This window comes from Mangrovibacter plantisponsor (assembly GCF_003182475.1).
Lineage (GTDB): Bacteria > Pseudomonadota > Gammaproteobacteria > Enterobacterales > Enterobacteriaceae > Mangrovibacter > Mangrovibacter plantisponsor.
Genome location: NZ_QGTS01000001.1, coordinates 15,092 through 31,623, shown reverse-complemented (window position 1 = coordinate 31,623; position 16,532 = coordinate 15,092). Strand labels below are relative to the sequence as shown.

At 47.9% G+C, this 16,532-nt stretch carries 18 protein-coding genes and 1 other RNA gene; 8 read left to right on the top strand and 11 right to left on the bottom strand.

All coding sequences use genetic code 11. The annotated features are described in order from the left end of the window. Nucleotides 1–56: 56 nt before the first annotated feature. From DES37_RS00170 to DES37_RS00160, 3 genes are all read right to left on the bottom strand, one after another. Nucleotides 57–680 (bottom strand): inovirus Gp2 family protein, encoded by a 624-nt coding sequence (locus tag DES37_RS00170; protein ID WP_110024424.1) that lies wholly within the window; start codon nucleotides 678–680, stop codon nucleotides 57–59. Nucleotides 681–902: 222 nt separating this feature from the next. Then, nucleotides 903–2,315, bottom strand: a complete 1,413-nt coding sequence (locus tag DES37_RS00165; protein WP_110024423.1) for a YfjI family protein — start codon at nucleotides 2,313–2,315, stop codon at nucleotides 903–905. Between the two features lie 125 nt (nucleotides 2,316–2,440). Next, nucleotides 2,441–2,653: an AlpA family transcriptional regulator gene (locus tag DES37_RS00160; protein WP_110024422.1), complete on the bottom strand. Its 213-nt coding sequence runs from the start codon at nucleotides 2,651–2,653 to the stop codon at nucleotides 2,441–2,443. A gap of 125 nt (nucleotides 2,654–2,778) precedes the next feature. Here DES37_RS00160 and DES37_RS00155 point away from each other — a divergent pair, with 125 nt between their 5' ends. Continuing rightward, complete coding sequence (locus DES37_RS00155; protein ID WP_110024730.1) at nucleotides 2,779–3,654, top strand: hypothetical protein; 876 nt, start codon at nucleotides 2,779–2,781, stop codon at nucleotides 3,652–3,654. A gap of 62 nt (nucleotides 3,655–3,716) precedes the next feature. Here the strand turns inward: DES37_RS00155 and DES37_RS00150 are convergent, their stop codons facing one another. From DES37_RS00150 to smpB, 3 genes are all read right to left on the bottom strand, one after another. Next, nucleotides 3,717–4,958, bottom strand: a complete 1,242-nt coding sequence (locus tag DES37_RS00150) for an integrase (RefSeq protein WP_110024421.1) — start codon at nucleotides 4,956–4,958, stop codon at nucleotides 3,717–3,719. A gap of 203 nt (nucleotides 4,959–5,161) precedes the next feature. Then, nucleotides 5,162–5,525: a transfer-messenger RNA gene (ssrA, locus tag DES37_RS00145) on the bottom strand. A gap of 97 nt (nucleotides 5,526–5,622) precedes the next feature. Beyond that, nucleotides 5,623–6,105: an SsrA-binding protein SmpB gene (gene smpB / locus DES37_RS00140; RefSeq protein ID WP_036104014.1), complete on the bottom strand. Its 483-nt coding sequence runs from the start codon at nucleotides 6,103–6,105 to the stop codon at nucleotides 5,623–5,625. A gap of 147 nt (nucleotides 6,106–6,252) precedes the next feature. On the opposite strand from smpB, the gene DES37_RS00135 reads away from it, so the two are divergent. Together DES37_RS00135 and DES37_RS00130 are read left to right on the top strand one after the other, a co-directional pair. After that, the gene (locus DES37_RS00135) at nucleotides 6,253–6,690 is read left to right on the top strand and encodes a type II toxin-antitoxin system RatA family toxin (protein ID WP_036104016.1); all 438 of its coding nucleotides are present in this window, start codon (nucleotides 6,253–6,255) and stop codon (nucleotides 6,688–6,690) included. Next, nucleotides 6,680–6,973: an RnfH family protein gene (locus DES37_RS00130; protein WP_405027736.1), complete on the top strand. Its 294-nt coding sequence runs from the start codon at nucleotides 6,680–6,682 to the stop codon at nucleotides 6,971–6,973. The genes DES37_RS00135 and DES37_RS00130 overlap by 11 nt, the downstream gene beginning before the upstream one ends. 104 nt (nucleotides 6,974–7,077) lie before the next feature. On the opposite strand, the gene bamE is transcribed toward DES37_RS00130, so the two are convergent. The 3 genes from bamE to nadK all read right to left on the bottom strand — a co-directional run bounded on the left by bamE (nucleotide 7,078) and on the right by nadK (nucleotide 10,275). Next, nucleotides 7,078–7,425, bottom strand: a complete 348-nt coding sequence (gene bamE, locus DES37_RS00125) for an outer membrane protein assembly factor BamE (protein ID WP_110024420.1) — start codon at nucleotides 7,423–7,425, stop codon at nucleotides 7,078–7,080. A gap of 223 nt (nucleotides 7,426–7,648) precedes the next feature. Beyond that, on the bottom strand, nucleotides 7,649–9,310 hold the full coding sequence (gene recN / locus DES37_RS00120; protein WP_110024419.1) for a DNA repair protein RecN: 1,662 nt from the start codon (nucleotides 9,308–9,310) through the stop codon (nucleotides 7,649–7,651). An 86-nt stretch (nucleotides 9,311–9,396) separates the two neighbouring features. Next, nucleotides 9,397–10,275, bottom strand: coding sequence for an NAD(+) kinase (gene nadK / locus DES37_RS00115; protein ID WP_036104029.1), 879 nt, complete (start codon nucleotides 10,273–10,275; stop codon nucleotides 9,397–9,399). Nucleotides 10,276–10,373: 98 nt separating this feature from the next. Between nadK and grpE the strand changes: the two genes are divergently transcribed. After that, nucleotides 10,374–10,982, top strand: coding sequence for a nucleotide exchange factor GrpE (grpE, locus tag DES37_RS00110; protein ID WP_036104031.1), 609 nt, complete (start codon nucleotides 10,374–10,376; stop codon nucleotides 10,980–10,982). A 71-nt stretch (nucleotides 10,983–11,053) separates the two neighbouring features. Here grpE and DES37_RS00105 read toward each other — a convergent pair whose 3' ends face one another. Both DES37_RS00105 and DES37_RS00100 read right to left on the bottom strand, forming a co-directional pair. Beyond that, entirely contained in the window at nucleotides 11,054–12,346 is a 1,293-nt protein-coding gene (locus DES37_RS00105; RefSeq protein WP_036104034.1) for an HlyC/CorC family transporter, read from the bottom strand. A gap of 27 nt (nucleotides 12,347–12,373) precedes the next feature. Continuing rightward, on the bottom strand, nucleotides 12,374–13,159 hold the full coding sequence (locus DES37_RS00100) for a cytochrome C assembly family protein (protein WP_036104145.1): 786 nt from the start codon (nucleotides 13,157–13,159) through the stop codon (nucleotides 12,374–12,376). A gap of 163 nt (nucleotides 13,160–13,322) precedes the next feature. Here DES37_RS00100 and ffh point away from each other — a divergent pair, with 163 nt between their 5' ends. The 4 genes from ffh (at nucleotide 13,323) to trmD (ending at nucleotide 16,514) form a co-directional block, all read left to right on the top strand. Then, a complete protein-coding gene (ffh, locus tag DES37_RS00095) occupies nucleotides 13,323–14,684 on the top strand; it encodes a signal recognition particle protein (RefSeq protein WP_036104037.1) in 1,362 nt (453 codons plus the stop codon). Nucleotides 14,685–14,898: 214 nt separating this feature from the next. After that, nucleotides 14,899–15,147, top strand: coding sequence for a 30S ribosomal protein S16 (gene rpsP / locus DES37_RS00090; RefSeq protein ID WP_036104040.1), 249 nt, complete (start codon nucleotides 14,899–14,901; stop codon nucleotides 15,145–15,147). An 18-nt stretch (nucleotides 15,148–15,165) separates the two neighbouring features. Further along, on the top strand, nucleotides 15,166–15,714 hold the full coding sequence (rimM, locus tag DES37_RS00085; RefSeq protein ID WP_036104043.1) for a ribosome maturation factor RimM: 549 nt from the start codon (nucleotides 15,166–15,168) through the stop codon (nucleotides 15,712–15,714). 29 nt (nucleotides 15,715–15,743) lie between these two features. Then, nucleotides 15,744–16,514, top strand: a complete 771-nt coding sequence (gene trmD / locus DES37_RS00080) for a tRNA (guanosine(37)-N1)-methyltransferase TrmD (protein ID WP_110024418.1) — start codon at nucleotides 15,744–15,746, stop codon at nucleotides 16,512–16,514. Nucleotides 16,515–16,532: the final 18 nt, after the last annotated feature.

Below are 16,532 nucleotides of genomic sequence, written 5' to 3'. Positions count from 1 at the left end.
TTCTATTGATACTCGCCAGCCCTTATCTCCTTGATAAGGGCGCTAATTAATGCCAATTAATTATTGCTACACCCAAACGACCTATAACCGTCATCAAAGTTCTTGCTTTTCACTTTGGTGAGATAATCAATTCGGTTCAGTAAATCGCCGGGATAAATATCATTAAGAATATCATCACGATTCAGGGTATATTTACAGTTAGAAGGATACTGCACTAGGTGCTGTCCCTCTTCAGTAGTCAGACTTAATGCGCTACACCATGCTGAGGTGATCATAGTCCTTAACGTATCTTCATCCAGATTGAAATCCCCCAGATGATAGTAAGCATCCTTATTTAGAAACAGAAATAGGTGAAAGTGGCGTTTACCATTCTGGGTAAATTCCCGTACCCACGCATATCGGAGCGTATTAGGATGTACTCGTTTACCCTCCTTGCGCTTACGCTGTTCATCTGCTGCCAGTTTAGCTTTCAAGGAATTAGTGAATCTTGATATAGATCCTGAATCTGTATTAGCGTTACAGGAAATGGTATCACCATTGTCCTGAATAACCGGATCATGGAGGTCAACTCGTATTGCAAGTGTACGTCTATGTTCTTTAACAGATTTTTTGATAGCATTGATAATCTTTTCTTTGTATGATTTAACATGACTGCCATACTCGCTTTCGTAGATATTCATAATAATTCACCCCTCGATGGATAACAGTCATCGCATTACTGGCTATGGCCTACTAGTGATATATACAGGCATGGTTAATTACAATATAATAACTATCCGACACTGAATTCTAGAAAAATAGTAGCCACAGCCTACGATGACTGATTAAAAGTTACTCTTTAATTAGGTGTAATGAAGATCGGTTAATAAAAAAATTATTGCGTCATATCTTTGGTCTGTTCGTTATATAAGAATATCAACAGGCTGTATGAAAATGGTTTTCCCTATCTTCTCCGCCCGTATTTTCTTTTGCGAATAAAGTGTACTGAGAAGTTCATTCGCTTTGCTCCGATTTCTGAACCGGTTCGGACCATATTGCAAGATGGTTGTCTTCCTGATATATGGCACCACACACCGGTAGCAATAATCTTTTATCCACGAATAAAGTTCATCTGCTTCTGAACTAACCAACAGCAACGTCTGGGGTTTAGAGAAAATTCTCACATACTCATCCACATACCAGGCGCTTATCTCTACTGCGGCTTCTACAGCACTGAGGGATATATCCCCTTCATCACCATTAAATTTATGCAGCAGAGCGGCAATCCTTGCCATATTTTCCGCCATTTTAGAGGCGTAATCCTTAAAGTTAGACAGGAAGCCAATCAACCCCATCTCTGACTCGACCTTGTTATAAAATTCGATCCAGTTCTTTTCGGCTTCTGCAGAGAAACGTAGGCACTGACGCGCATTTTCATCATTTCTGACAATGCTCTCGTTAACGATCTCCATCAATCGTTTATGAAATACCGGTAGATGCTCGCTTGATACAACCGGGCTGGTAATTTGTCTGTAACCCTGTGTTGAACTAGGCTGACACATCAAACACCGCGCGAAGAATCCGATCCCTTTCGCTGTATCGCCTTTACGCTCCAGATACCCTTTTTTGAACACATCAGGCTGAACCATCAACGACAGTGTCATTCTGGCGTCTTTGATTAATTTATCTGGCTCGCTTTTTCTTTCCACAGTAAACATTGCGCCATCCCACATTTTATTGATGAAAGGCAGTTCATTCAGCGCATAGCCGTTAAAAATGGTACCAGCTTCATCAGACATAAGCCCGATGGACCGCCAACAACCACTGAGATAGTCTTTTATCGCCGCTGGTGTGGCATCATTGAATATCTGCCTGAACCTGACCGGTGTTTTCGGGTTCGCCGACAGCAGCGTTTTCAGCCGTTCATTCGTTGTGGAGTGATCTTTGTTACGGCGAATATCTGATTTCAGTTTTGACATTAGGGCTTTCTTTTCAATGCTAAAAGTCGTTTCCTCATTCCGCCATATAATCAATTCTTGGGTATATTTTTCAAACCATTCTTCTTCCAGTTGATACAATGGCTTCATCAGCAATTTGTCCACGGTGCTTTTGCGTTCACCAGAATCCGCCAGTGTCAGTAAAAAAAGCGATACCGGGCTGCGCAGATTATTCAGTCTGCACACATCAATCCGGTTCTGGCAGGCAAGCGAAATCACCCCCAGTACAGATGCAGCAATCAAAGCTTGGGGAGCCTGCGTATGCTGTTCCACTTCATAAACCGCATTTTTAATGACCTGCGGGAACACATGCACAGGGAAAGGACGACCACACGACATACATACCTCCATTCAATTAATTTAATAAATAATTCAGCGGAATGGCTATTCCGCTATCAATAGCAGAAATAGCAGGATGAAATAACCCTGATTACAACTCTTGAGTGTATGTTCAGGTGACACTTTCAAATAAGTTTGCTGCGTTGCGATAGCCATTCATCGATCTCTGATTCAACCCATCCAACCGATTTGACCCCAAGCATTCGCTTTTTGGGAAAAGTTGAGTCGTAACGCGGTGATTTAGGGTTCAACCAGTCGTAGATTGTTGCCCTTGCCATACCAGTTTTTTGGATAACCGCAGGTAAGCGGAGTATCCTAACGGTTGATGGATTGTTCATGCTTGACTGCCTCTCATTAGTTCATTTTGGTTGTAGAAAGATTAGCGGCAAGCACTAATGCAAAAAATCCGCGTACCAAAAAAATATTTTTTACAACACTTAACTTATTGATATTTGGTGTTTTTATGTTATCTGTGATCGAGTTTTGCGAAGAAATTAGTCAAAAGTTGAAGTGGCTTTCTGGCCATATGGCTGAATGTGAATGGGACATATACATTGATATGCTCAGCGAAAATTATCCTGCGATACGGAAAGAACTAAGCGAAATGCGGGAGCAATTCTGGAACTCTGATAAGGTAGGGACTCGTGTGATTTTGTACAGTGACCCATCTCGTAAGGAGCATAAATTTTGTAATGTTGATGGAGTGGATCAGCTAAAAGAGGAATATACCGAATTATATGATCCGGCTCAGGAGTGCTGGAAACAGTTAAAATCACGTATTTTCAGGGTGACATTTTCTCATCTTATTCAGGAACCTTTTTTAATTGATGATGTGTTTGAATCACATCTTTTTTTTGCCTCACTGACGTATCAATGGGGGAAATCAGTTATGTTGGAGAATGAAAGAGTCGCTATTAAAGCATTCATTAAGTCTGCTGAATTGTTTGATAGATGTATTGGAATGTCATGGTTTCATGTTTCTGTATGTACCCAAAAAAAGTTATCACTTACTAGGGCTAAAGCTGGAAAAAAAGGCGGGGACAGTAAAGCGGAAGTATATCGAGTAATTCAGGATAAACTTGTTTATTTAATCAATGAATCTGTTCCTGAAGGTGGATGGAAAAGTAAAGCAGCTGCGGTAAATACTCTCATTGATCCTTTGTGGGACTTTATTAAAGAGTCAAATTTTGACATTAATAATGAAAGTAAAAAATATCGTATAGCAACAATGAGCCAAGATGCTTTGGAAGATACCATTATTAAAAATTGGTCAAGAAATATTGAAAGCGTTAAACTAGCTTTAGATAATACAGTTACTAGGAAAAAGAAAATAAATTAGTAACAATATGTATGATCTATATTTGAATTATCAGCACCCATAATGGGTGCTGATAAAAGGGCTCATCCTACAAGACGTATTTCCCTAATCCCACTGTTAACGATGCTGCCGCTATCTGCCGCTTTAACAAAATCAGCCCACCACTGCATCATCGGTCGTCGTTGCTCAAGATAGTCGCTTCGATTGTAAGCGCGACGAACCTCATTCTTATCCACATGAGCAAGTGCAGCCTCAATAACATCAGGCGGAAAGCCTTGCTCATTAAGGGCCGTGCTGGCAATAGAACGCAGCCCGTGAGAAACGAGTACGCCTCCTAAGCCAGCACGCTTAAGTGCGGCATTAACTGTTTGGCTGTTCATTGGCTGGGTTGGTTTGATGCGACTGGGAAAGATAAACTCTCGCCCACCACTGAGTGACTTCATCATTTCCAGAATAGCGAGAGCCCCATTAGATAGTGGAACTGTATGGTCCCGGTTCATCTTCATTCGAGCTGCAGGAATTTTCCATTCGTTAGCATCAAAATCGATCTCATCCCATCGAGCTTCAGCTGCTTCGGCGGGACGGGTTATGGTGAGAAGTTGCCACATGAACAGGCATCGTGTGGACAGGCTGATACTTGCCGTACGCATAGTCTGCATTAATTGTGGAAGTTGAGCCGGGTGGATACTCGGCATGTTTTTCTTCTGAGGTTTCTCGAACGCTTTCCCGATGTTTATGCTGGGAACCGCATCAATCAGGCCCGTGTTCTGCGCATAAATCATGACTTCGTTAATACGCTGACAAAGGCGGCGAACAGTCTCTAATGCCCCTCTGGCCTGAACCGGCTGAACTGCTTTAACCAGAGTGTGAGCCTTAATCTCAGTGACACTGATATCACCGATTGCTGGGAAAACATCTCTCTCAAGCGAGCGCCAGATATCGGCGGCATAGTCCTCTGTTACGCTGGCTTTCTTCACATTCCACCAACGTTCGGCAACTAACAAGAAAGTGTTGGTTTTGGCCTCTTGTGAATTTCTGACCTGTTCTTTCTGATGTTCTTGGGGATCAATGTCTTTCGCCAATAAAACTTTAGATTCGGCTCTGAGTTTACGTGCATCAGAAAGCGAGACGGTAGGGTAGGCACCGAAGCTCTGTTTGGTTCGCTGCTTGGTTAGAGGCCGATAGTAACGGAACTGCCAGAGCTTACTCCCGCTGGACTTGATTAGCAGAGTAAGCCCGTCACCATCATACAGCTGGTAATCGGCATCTTTAGGTTTGGCGGCTTTGATTTCCGTATCGGTTAACGGCTTGGTTTTTCTTGCCATGGGGAGTCTCCATGCGTTTAGGCCCAACGAAAACAATAGAGCTTTTCGTTGGGCCTATCAATGGGCCTAAAAGGTTCGGATTTAATTAGTTCTCTTCGGACTTCGTGGGACAAATTGAGGGCACAAAAAAGCCCGCAGGGCTTGCGCCGTGCGGGCTCTTAGGACTTCATCGGATGACTCTGGTAATCACCGATGGAGAATTTTGGTGGAGCTGGCGGGAGTTGAACCCGCGTCCGAAATTCCTACATCCTCGGTACTACATGCTTAGTCCGGTCTTTACATTCGCTTGCCAGCTGCGGACGGACACGCCACTAACAAACTAGCCTGATTGGATTTAACGCTTCAACCCCAGGCAGGGCATCCACGCGATCTCTTTTAGGTTTGACCTCTCTTGATCCCCGTCCTAAGAGCGGAGGCTAGGGAGAGAGGGCTCTAAGCAGGTTATTAAGCTGCTAAAGCGTAGTTTTCGTCGTTTGCGACTATTTTTTTGCGGCTTTTTACGAGGCCAACCGCCCCTCGGCATGCACCTTGGGTTTCGCGAATCCCGTCGAATCCAGAATCAGCCCCAAAGTATTCGTGAAAGTATAACAGAATTCAGTTGCTGCACACCAGCGTTGGCTGAATCCGTTTTACCTAAGTGCTGAATAAAACAGCACATTCACTTTTAACGCCCCGCGTGTTTCATGATGCGGGCTTTATCAACCTGCCATTCGCGGTCTTTAATATCTGTACGCTTGTCGTGCTGTTTTTTGCCTTTGGCGACGCCAATTTTGACTTTTGCCCAGGCATTTTTCCAGTAGAGAGACAGTGCGACCACGGTATAACCTTCGCGGTTTACCCGGCCGTACAGGTTATCGAGCTCGCGCTGGTTCAGTAACAGTTTACGGGTACGGGTTGGGTCGCATACGACATGGCTGGAAGCGACCTGAAGCGGGGTGATATTGGCCCCAAATAAATAAGCTTCGCCATCCTTAAGCAGAACGTAGCTGTCGCCAATGTTTGCTTTACCTGCACGCATGGATTTCACTTCCCACCCCTGCAGGGACAGGCCAGCTTCAAACTCATCTTCGATAAAGAACTCGTGGCGGGCACGTTTATTTAACGCAATGGTGGCTGAGCCAGGTTTGTGTGTTTTTTTCTTCGTCATAATGCTGCTCAGTATACGGATTCCTGTCGTAAATGCATCCCATCCAGTGTGAGAAACATATCATCTTACCATGGCTGCGTTCAGTGTTTTTCTTTACTCGTCGATAAATGATATTATTTATGCGATTTATGTAACACGGGAAACACTATGCCGCAGATCAATCGTTCTGCCCTTGTGCCATACAGTGCCGAGCAGATGTACCAGTTAGTTAACGACGTAAAATCGTATCCGGACTTCCTGCCCGGTTGCGTGGGCAGCCGGGTGATTGAAAGTTCTTCACAACATATGACCGCTGCTGTTGATGTTTCAAAAGCGGGGATCAGTAAAACCTTTACCACGCGTAACGAACTGACCAGTAACCAGAGCATTTTAATGCACCTGGTGGATGGCCCATTTAAAAAATTAATGGGCGGCTGGAAGTTTACGCCGCTCACGCCAGAAGCCTGCCGTATTGAGTTCCAGCTTGATTTTGAGTTTACCAACAAGCTCATTGAGCTGGCATTCGGGCGTATCTTTAAAGAGTTGGCGGCGAATATGGTGAATGCGTTCACCAGCCGTGCGAAAGAGGTTTATCGTGTTGCCTGAAATCACGGTGGAAGTGGTATATGCCCTGCCGGAAAAACAGTATTTACGCAAAGTAACGCTTACCGAAGGGGCAACCCTGCAACAGGCGATTGAGGCTTCCGGGTTACTGGCATTGCGCACAGATATTAACCTTGAGAAGAACAAAGTTGGCATCTACAGCCGCCCGGCTAAGTTGAACGATACCGTGCAGGATGGCGACAGGGTGGAAATCTACCGGCCATTAACTGCAGACCCGAAAGCGTTACGGCGCATGCGGGCGGAGCAGTCGGCGCAGAAGAAGTAATATTGCCGCAAGTGAGCTGTAGCAAGCTGACTAATAAAAAAGGTGCCACTGGCACCTTTTTTATTGGCTGCACCAGGCGTAATGCCTGGTAAGCGGGCGAGCACTTAACCTTCGTTACCGGTTAAAGCAGGCTTGTTATCAATATTGGTAAGGATGCCGCTACTGTTAAAAGTGAGTGTCAGGGTTTGCTGAGTCACTTTTTCATGGCCTGGCTGGCGGCGGAAAACATAAATCCATGTATTACTGCCGAACGGGTCGGTCATCATTGGAGTACCCAGTGCGTAAGCAACTTGCTGTTGAGTCATACCGTTATGAACCTGGGCAATATCAGTACTGGTGAGGTAATTCCCCTGGTTGATATCAGGGCGGTACACCACTCGCTCCACAGTGGAGCAGCCAGCGGTTAACATCAGAAGAACCGCTGCGGCAGCAGTCAGCGTTTTACAGCGCATAGTTTTTAGATTCCTTTTTGGGCCCGAGTTGTGCCTGGCTCATGTGTCATGTAGCCGATGATAATAAACCTTCAGCCAGTTTAAAACCTTAAGGCGCTTCAGTATGACCTTAGAGTTGAAAAAAAGTTGAGTGTAAGTGGTAAAACAGGGAATAAAAAACGTGCTGTGTTTGTTTTTTATACAAACACAGCACGGCGCAGAAGCAGAGGGTAATGATTGCGAATCAGGCAGCCAGTAATTCCCTGGCATTCGCCAGCGTGTTACGGGTGACTTCGCTGCCACCTAACAGGCGGGCGAGTTCATTCAGGCGGGCGCGTTTATTCAGTGCCTGCATATGGGTTTCAGTAACGGTGCCATCGGTTTCTTTGCTGACAAAGAAATGCTGATGAGCACAACCGGCAACCTGAGGCAGGTGCGTGACACACATTACCTGAGTGGATTCACCCAGCGCGCGGAGCAATTTACCGACCACTGCGGCTGTTGGCCCACTGATACCTACGTCCACTTCATCAAAAATCAGTGCCGGGGTATCCATTTTACGGGCGGTTATCACCTGAATAGCCAGGGCGATGCGCGACAATTCCCCCCCAGAGGCAACTTTACCTAAAGGCTGCAAAGACTGGCCCGGGTTAGTGCATACCCGGAACTCAATGCGGTCTGCACCTTCTGGTGTCAGGTGGTTTTCATCAAAGGTGACATCAATAGTGAACTGGCCGTGAGGCATGGATAGTGAGTGCATACTATCAGTCACTAACTGGCTCAGTTCTGTGGCGCGTATTTCACGTTTTTCGTGCAGGGTTTGGGCCACAGAAAGTGCGCGCATATGATGTTGTGCAACGGTGTCGCTCAGAGTGTCTTGCGCTTCGCCTTGTTCTTCCAGTTCCATCTGTTCCTGGAGCAGAGCCTGGTGGAACCCGGGCAGTTCCTCCGGGGAAATATGGTGTTTGCGCGCCAGAGAAATCTGGCGGGAAATACGCTGTTCCAGTTCAAACAGGCGGTTAGGATCAAGTTCCGTGCTTTCGCAGTAATGGCGTAGTTCATCGCTGGCCTCGCTAACCTGAATGGCGGCTTCCTCCAGCATATCCAGTACGCTGGAAAGTTTGCTGTCCATGCCCACTAATTCACTCACCTGCTGGCGAGCGGTGTACAGCAGGCTTTGTACGTCGGCTGATTCGGTATCGGATAATACGGCTAACGCCTGCTGGCTGGTGGACAATAGTTGCCCACTGTTTGCCAGGCGTTTGTACTCTTCATCAATTTGTTCGAATTCGCCAGACTGGGGCGCAAATTCATTGAGTTCTTTTAGCTGGTAATGCAGCAGTTCCAGGCGGGCGGTGCGCTCCTGGGTTTGTTGCTGGTGCTGTGCCAGTGCACGGCAGCTTTGGTTCCAGTTTTGCCAGCACTGTTTCATTTCCTGAGTGAGTGCGTACTCACCTGCAAAGCCATCCAGCAGAGCCTTCTGATGTTCTGGTTTGAGCAGCAACTGGTGGGCGTGTTGCCCGTGGATTTGAATAAGTAACTGCCCCAGTTCGCGTAATTGAGAAAGGGGAACCGCGGTGCCGTTGATAAAGCCACGGGAACGGCCATCTGCGCTGATTACCCGGCGAAGCAGGCATTCATTGCCGTCTTCCAGTTGGTTCTCTTCCAGCCACTGTTGCGCAGCTGGTGTATCTTTGAGCCCAAAGCGGGCGCATAAATCTGCCCGGCCTGCGCCAGCGCGCACGCTGTCACCTTCTGCACGGCCACCCAGACATAAGCCCAGAGCATCAATAGCAATTGATTTCCCTGCGCCTGTTTCCCCGGTAATGGCGGTCATTCCGGCGTGAAAATCAATTTCCAGTTCCCGAACGATTGCGAAGTTACTGATAGTGAGTTGTGACAGCATAGCCACCTTCCTGTATAAAATAACAGAGCTGTGTTTTCATACAGTATAAACTGGTTTTATATACAGTAAAGTGGCAAAAGCAAAATTTAGAATAATTTTTTTGACCAGCCAAGCTTTGAGCTTAACGTGTTGAAATAACTATAATCAATTGGGTGTATCAGGTTCAGTTGGTAGTCGCACCGGCGAATGAAGACGTCTTCGCCTTCCTGGATGGGAAGCGCAATCTGGCTGTCGCAACTAATTTCCAGGTCATTGCGCCGGTGGGAAAAACGCAGGCGAATTGTGCTGCTGCCATTTATAACCAATGGCCGCGCTGAGAGCGTATGCGGGAACATTGGTACCAACGTAATGGCGTCCAGCGATGGGGTGAGAATGGGGCCACCGGCAGAAAGGGAGTAAGCGGTGGAGCCTGTTGGCGTGGAAATAATCAGGCCGTCGGAACGCTGGGAGAACGCAAATTTTTCGTCAATATAGACTTCAAATTCTATCATGTGTGCCACTTTGCCCGGGTGCAGCACAACTTCATTAATTGCAGTGCTCAGCCGTTTTGGGCTGTCTTTCTGGCAAACCTGGGCTTCCAGTAAAAAGCGTTGTTCACTGATATAATGGCCTTCGAGTACATCGGCAAGTTGTTGGTGAGCGTTATCCGGGTCAAGGTCCGTCAGGAACCCCAGGTTACCCCTGTTGATGCCAATCACTTTAATGCCATAACGGGCAAGAACCCTTGCGGCCCCGAGCATGTTGCCGTCACCGCCGACTACAACCGCCAGGTCTGCCTGCTGGCCTATATCCGCCAGTGTACCGGTGCGGGCTTGCTTCAGGCCCAGTTCATGTGCGATTTGCTGTTCCATAATGACGTCATAACCTTTACTGCACAGCCAGCGCCATAACATTTCATGGGTGCTGAGCGCGCCAGGATGACGAGGGTGCCCAACAATGCCGATGCAGTTAAACTGTTTGTTCATTATTACGGAGTCCTTACATGGGGTTGGATCACGACAATCTGCCCTGTTCCCTTGAAACACGGAAACTGATCCCCATAATAAGCGAACCAGCGAGACAAATGCGAAAAAACGCGGAGAATTTCATGAGCAGTAAAGATCAGAAAACACCTGAAGAGCATCAGCCGGATGAAATCGTTATGGAACAGCATGATGAAGTAGACGCTGCGGACACAGCGGGCCAGGTGGATCCGCGCGATGAACAGATTGCTAACCTGGAGAAACAGTTAGCCGAAGTTCAGCAGCGCGAACAAGACAATGTGCTGCGCGCACGGGCGGAAATGGAGAACCTGCGTCGCCGTACTGAGCAGGATGTCGAAAAAGCGCATAAATTTGCACTGGAAAAATTCGTTAACGAATTACTGCCCGTAATCGATAGCCTGGACCGTGCTATGGAAGTGGCGGATAAAGAAAATGCGGATATGGCGTCCATGGTGGAAGGGATTGAACTGACCCTGAAATCCATGCTGGATGTAGTACGCAAGTTTGGTGTAGATGTCATCAGTGATGTGAATGTACCGTTGGACCCGAATGTTCACCAGGCCATTGCCATGGTGGAATCAGAAGAGGTGGCAGCAGGTAACGTGCTCCACGTTATGCAAAAAGGTTACACCCTGAATGGCCGCACTATTCGTGCCGCTATGGTGACCGTTGCTAAAGCAAAAGCCTGATACTTTTCTTTAGTAGAAAAAAAACCTCTGCCTGGCCGGGCAGAGGTTTTTTTGTGGGTGAACAACAGTAATTATTCCGCGTCCTGAATACTGGTTTTTAGCGGGGTTACCGGGGTCACTTTCACCTGTTTAATCATGTTGTCCTGCACATCAAGAATATCAATATCGTACTGGCCAATATTGACTCGTGTGCCTGCCGCAGGGATCTCCTCCAGAGCCTCAAGCAACATCCCATTTACGGTACGTGCTTCTTCTTCAGGGAAATGCCAGTTAAAGGCTTTATTGAGGTCACGAATGTTGGCGCTCCCTTCAATAATGACCGAGCCATCATTTTGCGGTGTGACTTCTTCCGCTAAAGAAGGTGACATCGAAGTCGTAAAATCCCCGACAATTTCCTCAAGGATATCTTCAACGGTAATCAGCCCCTGAATATCGCCGTATTCATCTACCACCAGGCCCACTTTCTTTTTATTGCGCTGGAATTTGATGAGCTGGGTACTGAGCGGCGTGCCTTCGGGAACAAAATAAATTTCATCGGCGGCGCGCAGCATCACTTCTTTCGTGAACTCTTTTTTCTCTGTCATTAACCGGTAGGCTTCACGCACACGCAGCATGCTGATGGCATCATCCAGTGATTCACGGTAGAGCACGATACGCCCGTGTGGTGAGTGAGTCAGCTGGCGAACAATGGATTTCCAGTCGTCATTGATATCAATGCCCACGATTTCATTGCGCGGCACCATGATGTCGTTAACACTCACTTTCTCCAGATCCAGCACAGAAAGCAGCATGTCCTGGTTGCGCTGGGAGATTTTGGATTTAGATTCATTAACAATGGTACGCAGTTCATCTTTGGTGAGCGCTGCACTAACCACCGCGTCGGTTCTTATCCCCACGGTACGCATTAAGATGCGGGTTATCATGTTCAGCAACCACACCAGTGGCATCATGATGACCTGGAGCGGGGCTAATAACACACTACTGGGGAACGCGACTTTTTCAGGGTAGAGTGCAGCGACGGTTTTGGGCAGCACTTCAGCAAAAATCAGTACCACGAAGGTGAGAACACCGGTGGCAATAGCAACCCCGGCATCGCCATACAGGCGCATACCAACAATGGTTGCCAGTGCAGAAGCAAGGATATTGACCAGGTTATTGCCAATCAGCACCAGGCTTATCAGGCGGTCTGGTGTACGCAGAAGTTTTTCGACACGCCGCGCAGATTTATTTCCCTGCTTTGCGAGATGGCGCAGGCGATAACGGTTAAGTGTCATCATTCCGGTTTCCGAACCGGAGAAGTAGGCGGAAATCAACACCATGATCACCAGGGTGATAATCAACGTGGTGGTGGAAATGTCTTCCAAAAAAATCGTCCTTTATTAATAAGAAAATTAGCCGAGGATTTGTTGCAGTACACGGCTTCCAAAATAGGCAAGAGTGAGTAGCAGCGCACCGGCCATATTGAACCAGACAACGCGGCGACCACGCCACCCTTCATGATAATGCCCCCACAGCAGGATGATATAGACAAACCATGCCAGAATAGACAGCACGGCTTTATCAATGTTCTCCATGGTAAACATGTTGTGCATGTAGAACAGGCCTGTTGCCAGGGTTAGCGTGAGCAGCACCACACCAATTTGCGTGATGTGAAACATTTTGCGTTCAATGCCCATGAGCGGCGGCATATCTGCGCTGAACGCCAGGCGTTTGTTCTTCAGTTGGTAGTCAATCCATGCCAGTTGCAGGGCATAAAGCGCCGCGATAATCAGCGTAGCATAAGAGAAGAGAGACAACCCTATGTGCACCATCATGCCTGGGGTGGTTTCCAGGTGAGTAATAAACTCATTCGGCATAAATGAGGCAAAAGCCAGGTTAATAAGGGCAAACGCATACACAATTGGCAACAACAGCCAGCCACGGTTTTTTGTCGCGACTACGGTCATCACGATACAAATCATCAGGCTGACCAGCGAGCCAACGTTAAGCAAACTGAGGTTTTGCCCGCCATTGATAAAAATACGGGATTCAAGCGCCAGAGCATGGCAAACCAGGGCGATAATGGCCGACAAAATCGCCATACGGCGCCAGCCGCTCTGTTGTTTTAACAGACCGGGAATGATGAGCGCGAGGCTGACTGAGTAGGCCGCCAGCGCAAGAATAGAAAAAACAGGCATATAGGATGTCGGTGTTAGCCAGAACCAGAAGACGCAGTATAACGTTACACGCTCCTGGCTCCAACCGTTGCATAACATCAATGGCGGCTTCATGTTATACTCCGCCAATTCATGAATCACTGTCGCGCATGCGGCCGTAAGTTACCATTCGGGTAAGAAGACAATGTTTGATAATTTAACAGACCGTTTGTCGCGCACGCTGCGCAATATCAGCGGCCGTGGGCGGCTTACCGAAGACAATATTAAAGATACGCTGCGCGAAGTGCGCATGGCGCTGCTGGAAGCAGATGTCGCTCTGCCAGTGGTGCGTGAGTTTATCAACCGTGTTAAAGAAAGCGCGGTTGGTCATGAAGTAAACAAAAGCCTGACGCCGGGCCAGGAGTTCGTGAAAATCGTCCGCACAGAACTGGTGTCGGCGATGGGTGAAGAAAACACCGCGCTCAACCTGGCGGCACAACCTCCTGCTGTGGTTTTGATGGCAGGTTTGCAAGGGGCCGGTAAAACCACCAGTGTGGGTAAACTGGGTAAATTCCTGCGCGAAAAACATAAAAAGAAAGTTCTGGTGGTGTCTGCCGACGTTTATCGCCCGGCAGCTATCAAACAGTTGGAAACCCTGGCACAGCAGGTTGAGGTTGATTTCTTCCCTTCTGATGTTCAGCAAAAGCCTGTGGATATTGTTAACAGTGCGCTGCAACACGCCAAACTGAAATTCTACGATGTGCTGCTGGTGGATACTGCCGGTCGTTTGCACGTCGATGAAGCAATGATGGATGAAATTAAGCAAGTCCATCACGCGATTAATCCGGTGGAAACGCTGTTCGTGGTTGATGCCATGACCGGGCAGGATGCCGCGAATACCGCCAAAGCGTTTAACGAAGCGCTGCCATTGACCGGGGTTATTCTTACCAAAGTTGATGGTGATGCCCGTGGCGGTGCGGCATTATCCATTCGCCATATTACCGGGAAACCTATTAAGTTCCTGGGTGTGGGCGAAAAAACAGAAGCGCTTGAGCCTTTCCACCCGGACCGTATTGCTTCACGTATTCTCGGTATGGGCGATGTGCTGTCGCTGATTGAAGATATCGAAAGTAAAGTTGACCGTGCTCAGGCCGAGAAACTGGCAACCAAGCTGAAGAAAGGTGATGGCTTTGATCTGACCGATTTTCTTGAGCAACTTAAGCAAATGCGCAATATGGGCGGTATGGCGAGCCTGATGGGTAAGTTGCCGGGCATGGGCCAAATACCGGATAACGTGAAATCCCAGATGGACGACAAAGTGCTGGTGCGGATGGAGGCTATCATTAATTCAATGACCCTCAAAGAGCGTGCTCAGCCAGATATCATCAAGGGCTCTCGTAAACGCCGTATTGCCGCTGGTTGCGGTATGCAGGTTCAGGATGTTAACCGTCTTCTGAAACAGTTCGACGACATGCAGCGCATGATGAAGAAAATGAAGAAGGGCGGGATGATGAAAATGATGCGTGGCATGAAAGGCATGATGCCACCGGGCTTCCCGGGGCGTTGATGCCTGTTTAGCCAACGTTTGGCTGGCTGGCATTGTGTTGCCAGGGTGTTAGCTGAACGCCGGTGCAGCTGGAATTGCACTACACCGCGGCCACACAACCCGTAAATTGAATTGATTTTTACACAGAAATGAGTAAAATTTTCGGGCTTTTTATATGACACCGGGCTCCGTTCCTCGATGGAGCCCGGTTGTTTTATTAACTCAAGAGGATGTTATGGTAACTATTCGTTTAGCACGTCACGGCGCTAAAAAGCGTCCGTTCTACCAGGTTGTCGTTGCTGACAGCCGTAATGCGCGCAACGGTCGCTTCATTGAGCGCGTTGGTTTCTTCAACCCGCTGGCTAGCGAAAAAGAAGAAGGCTCACGCCTGGATCTGGATCGTATCGCTCACTGGGTTGGCCAGGGCGCAACTGTATCTGATCGCGTTGCTGCGCTGATCAAATCAGTAAAACAAGCAGCTTAATCTGTCGCGGTGGTCATGATGAGCAAGCAACAAACCGTATCAACGCCCGCTGAACCCATAGTTCTGGGGAAAATGGGGTCTCCCTACGGTATTCGTGGTTGGCTCAGAATGTTTTCTTCCACTGAAGAGACCGAAAGCATTTTTGACTATCAGCCCTGGTTTATCCAGAAGGCGGGTCAGTGGCAAGTTGTTGAGCTGGAAAGCTGGCGCTACCACAATCAGGATGTTGTCATCAAACTGAAAGGTGTTGATGACCGTGATGCCGCGAATTTACTGACTAATTGCGAAATTGTCGTGGATTCGTCGCAGTTGCCGCAGCTGGAAGATGGTGATTATTACTGGAAAGACCTGATGGGCTGCCAGGTAGTCACAACGGAAGGTTATAGCCTGGGTAAAGTCATTGATATGATGGAAACCGGGTCGAATGACGTTCTCGTCATTAAGGCAAACCTGAAAGATGCATTTGGTGTCAAGGAGCGGTTGGTTCCGTTCCTGGACGGGCAGGTTATCAAGAAAGTCGATCTCACTACTCAAACTATTGAAGTAGATTGGGATCCTGGTTTTTAACCACCGGATAATACGGTAATAACAGCGCTATGTGGATTGGCATAATTAGCCTGTTTCCCGAGATGTTTCGCGCGATTACCGATTTCGGGGTAACTGGTCGGGCTGTAAAAAATGGCCTGCTCAGCATCGAAAGCTGGAGTCCTCGTGACTTCACGCATGACAGGCACCGTACTGTGGACGATCGTCCTTATGGTGGCGGGCCTGGGATGCTGATGATGGTTCAACCCTTGCGGGATGCCATCAATGCAGCCAAAGCCGCGGCAGGTGAAGGCGCTAAGGTGATCTATCTGTCACCTCAGGGGCGCAAGCTTGATCAAGCTGGCGTCAGTGAACTGGCAACAAATGAGAAGTTGATTCTGGTTTGTGGCCGGTACGAAGGTATTGATGAGCGCGTTATACAAACCGAGATTGACGAAGAGTGGTCTATCGGTGATTACGTGCTCAGTGGTGGTGAGTTACCTGCCATGACGTTAATTGATTCCGTTGCCCGGTTTGTTCCTGGTGTACTGGGTCATGAAGCGTCAGCAAATGAAGATTCATTTGCGGATGGGTTGCTGGATTGCCCACATTATACCCGGCCTGAGGTTTTGGAAGGCATGGAAGTACCGCCAGTGTTACTGTCGGGTAATCATGCAGAGATTCGCCGCTGGCGTTTGAAACAGTCGCTTGGGCGCACCTGGCTTAGAAGACCTGAACTTCTGGAAAACCTGGCTCTGACTGAAGAGCAAGCAAAGTTGCTGGCGGAGTTCCAGCGGGAACATAAGCAGCAACATAAACATGATGGGAATGGCGAAGCATAGGCTGCCACCCGAAACATC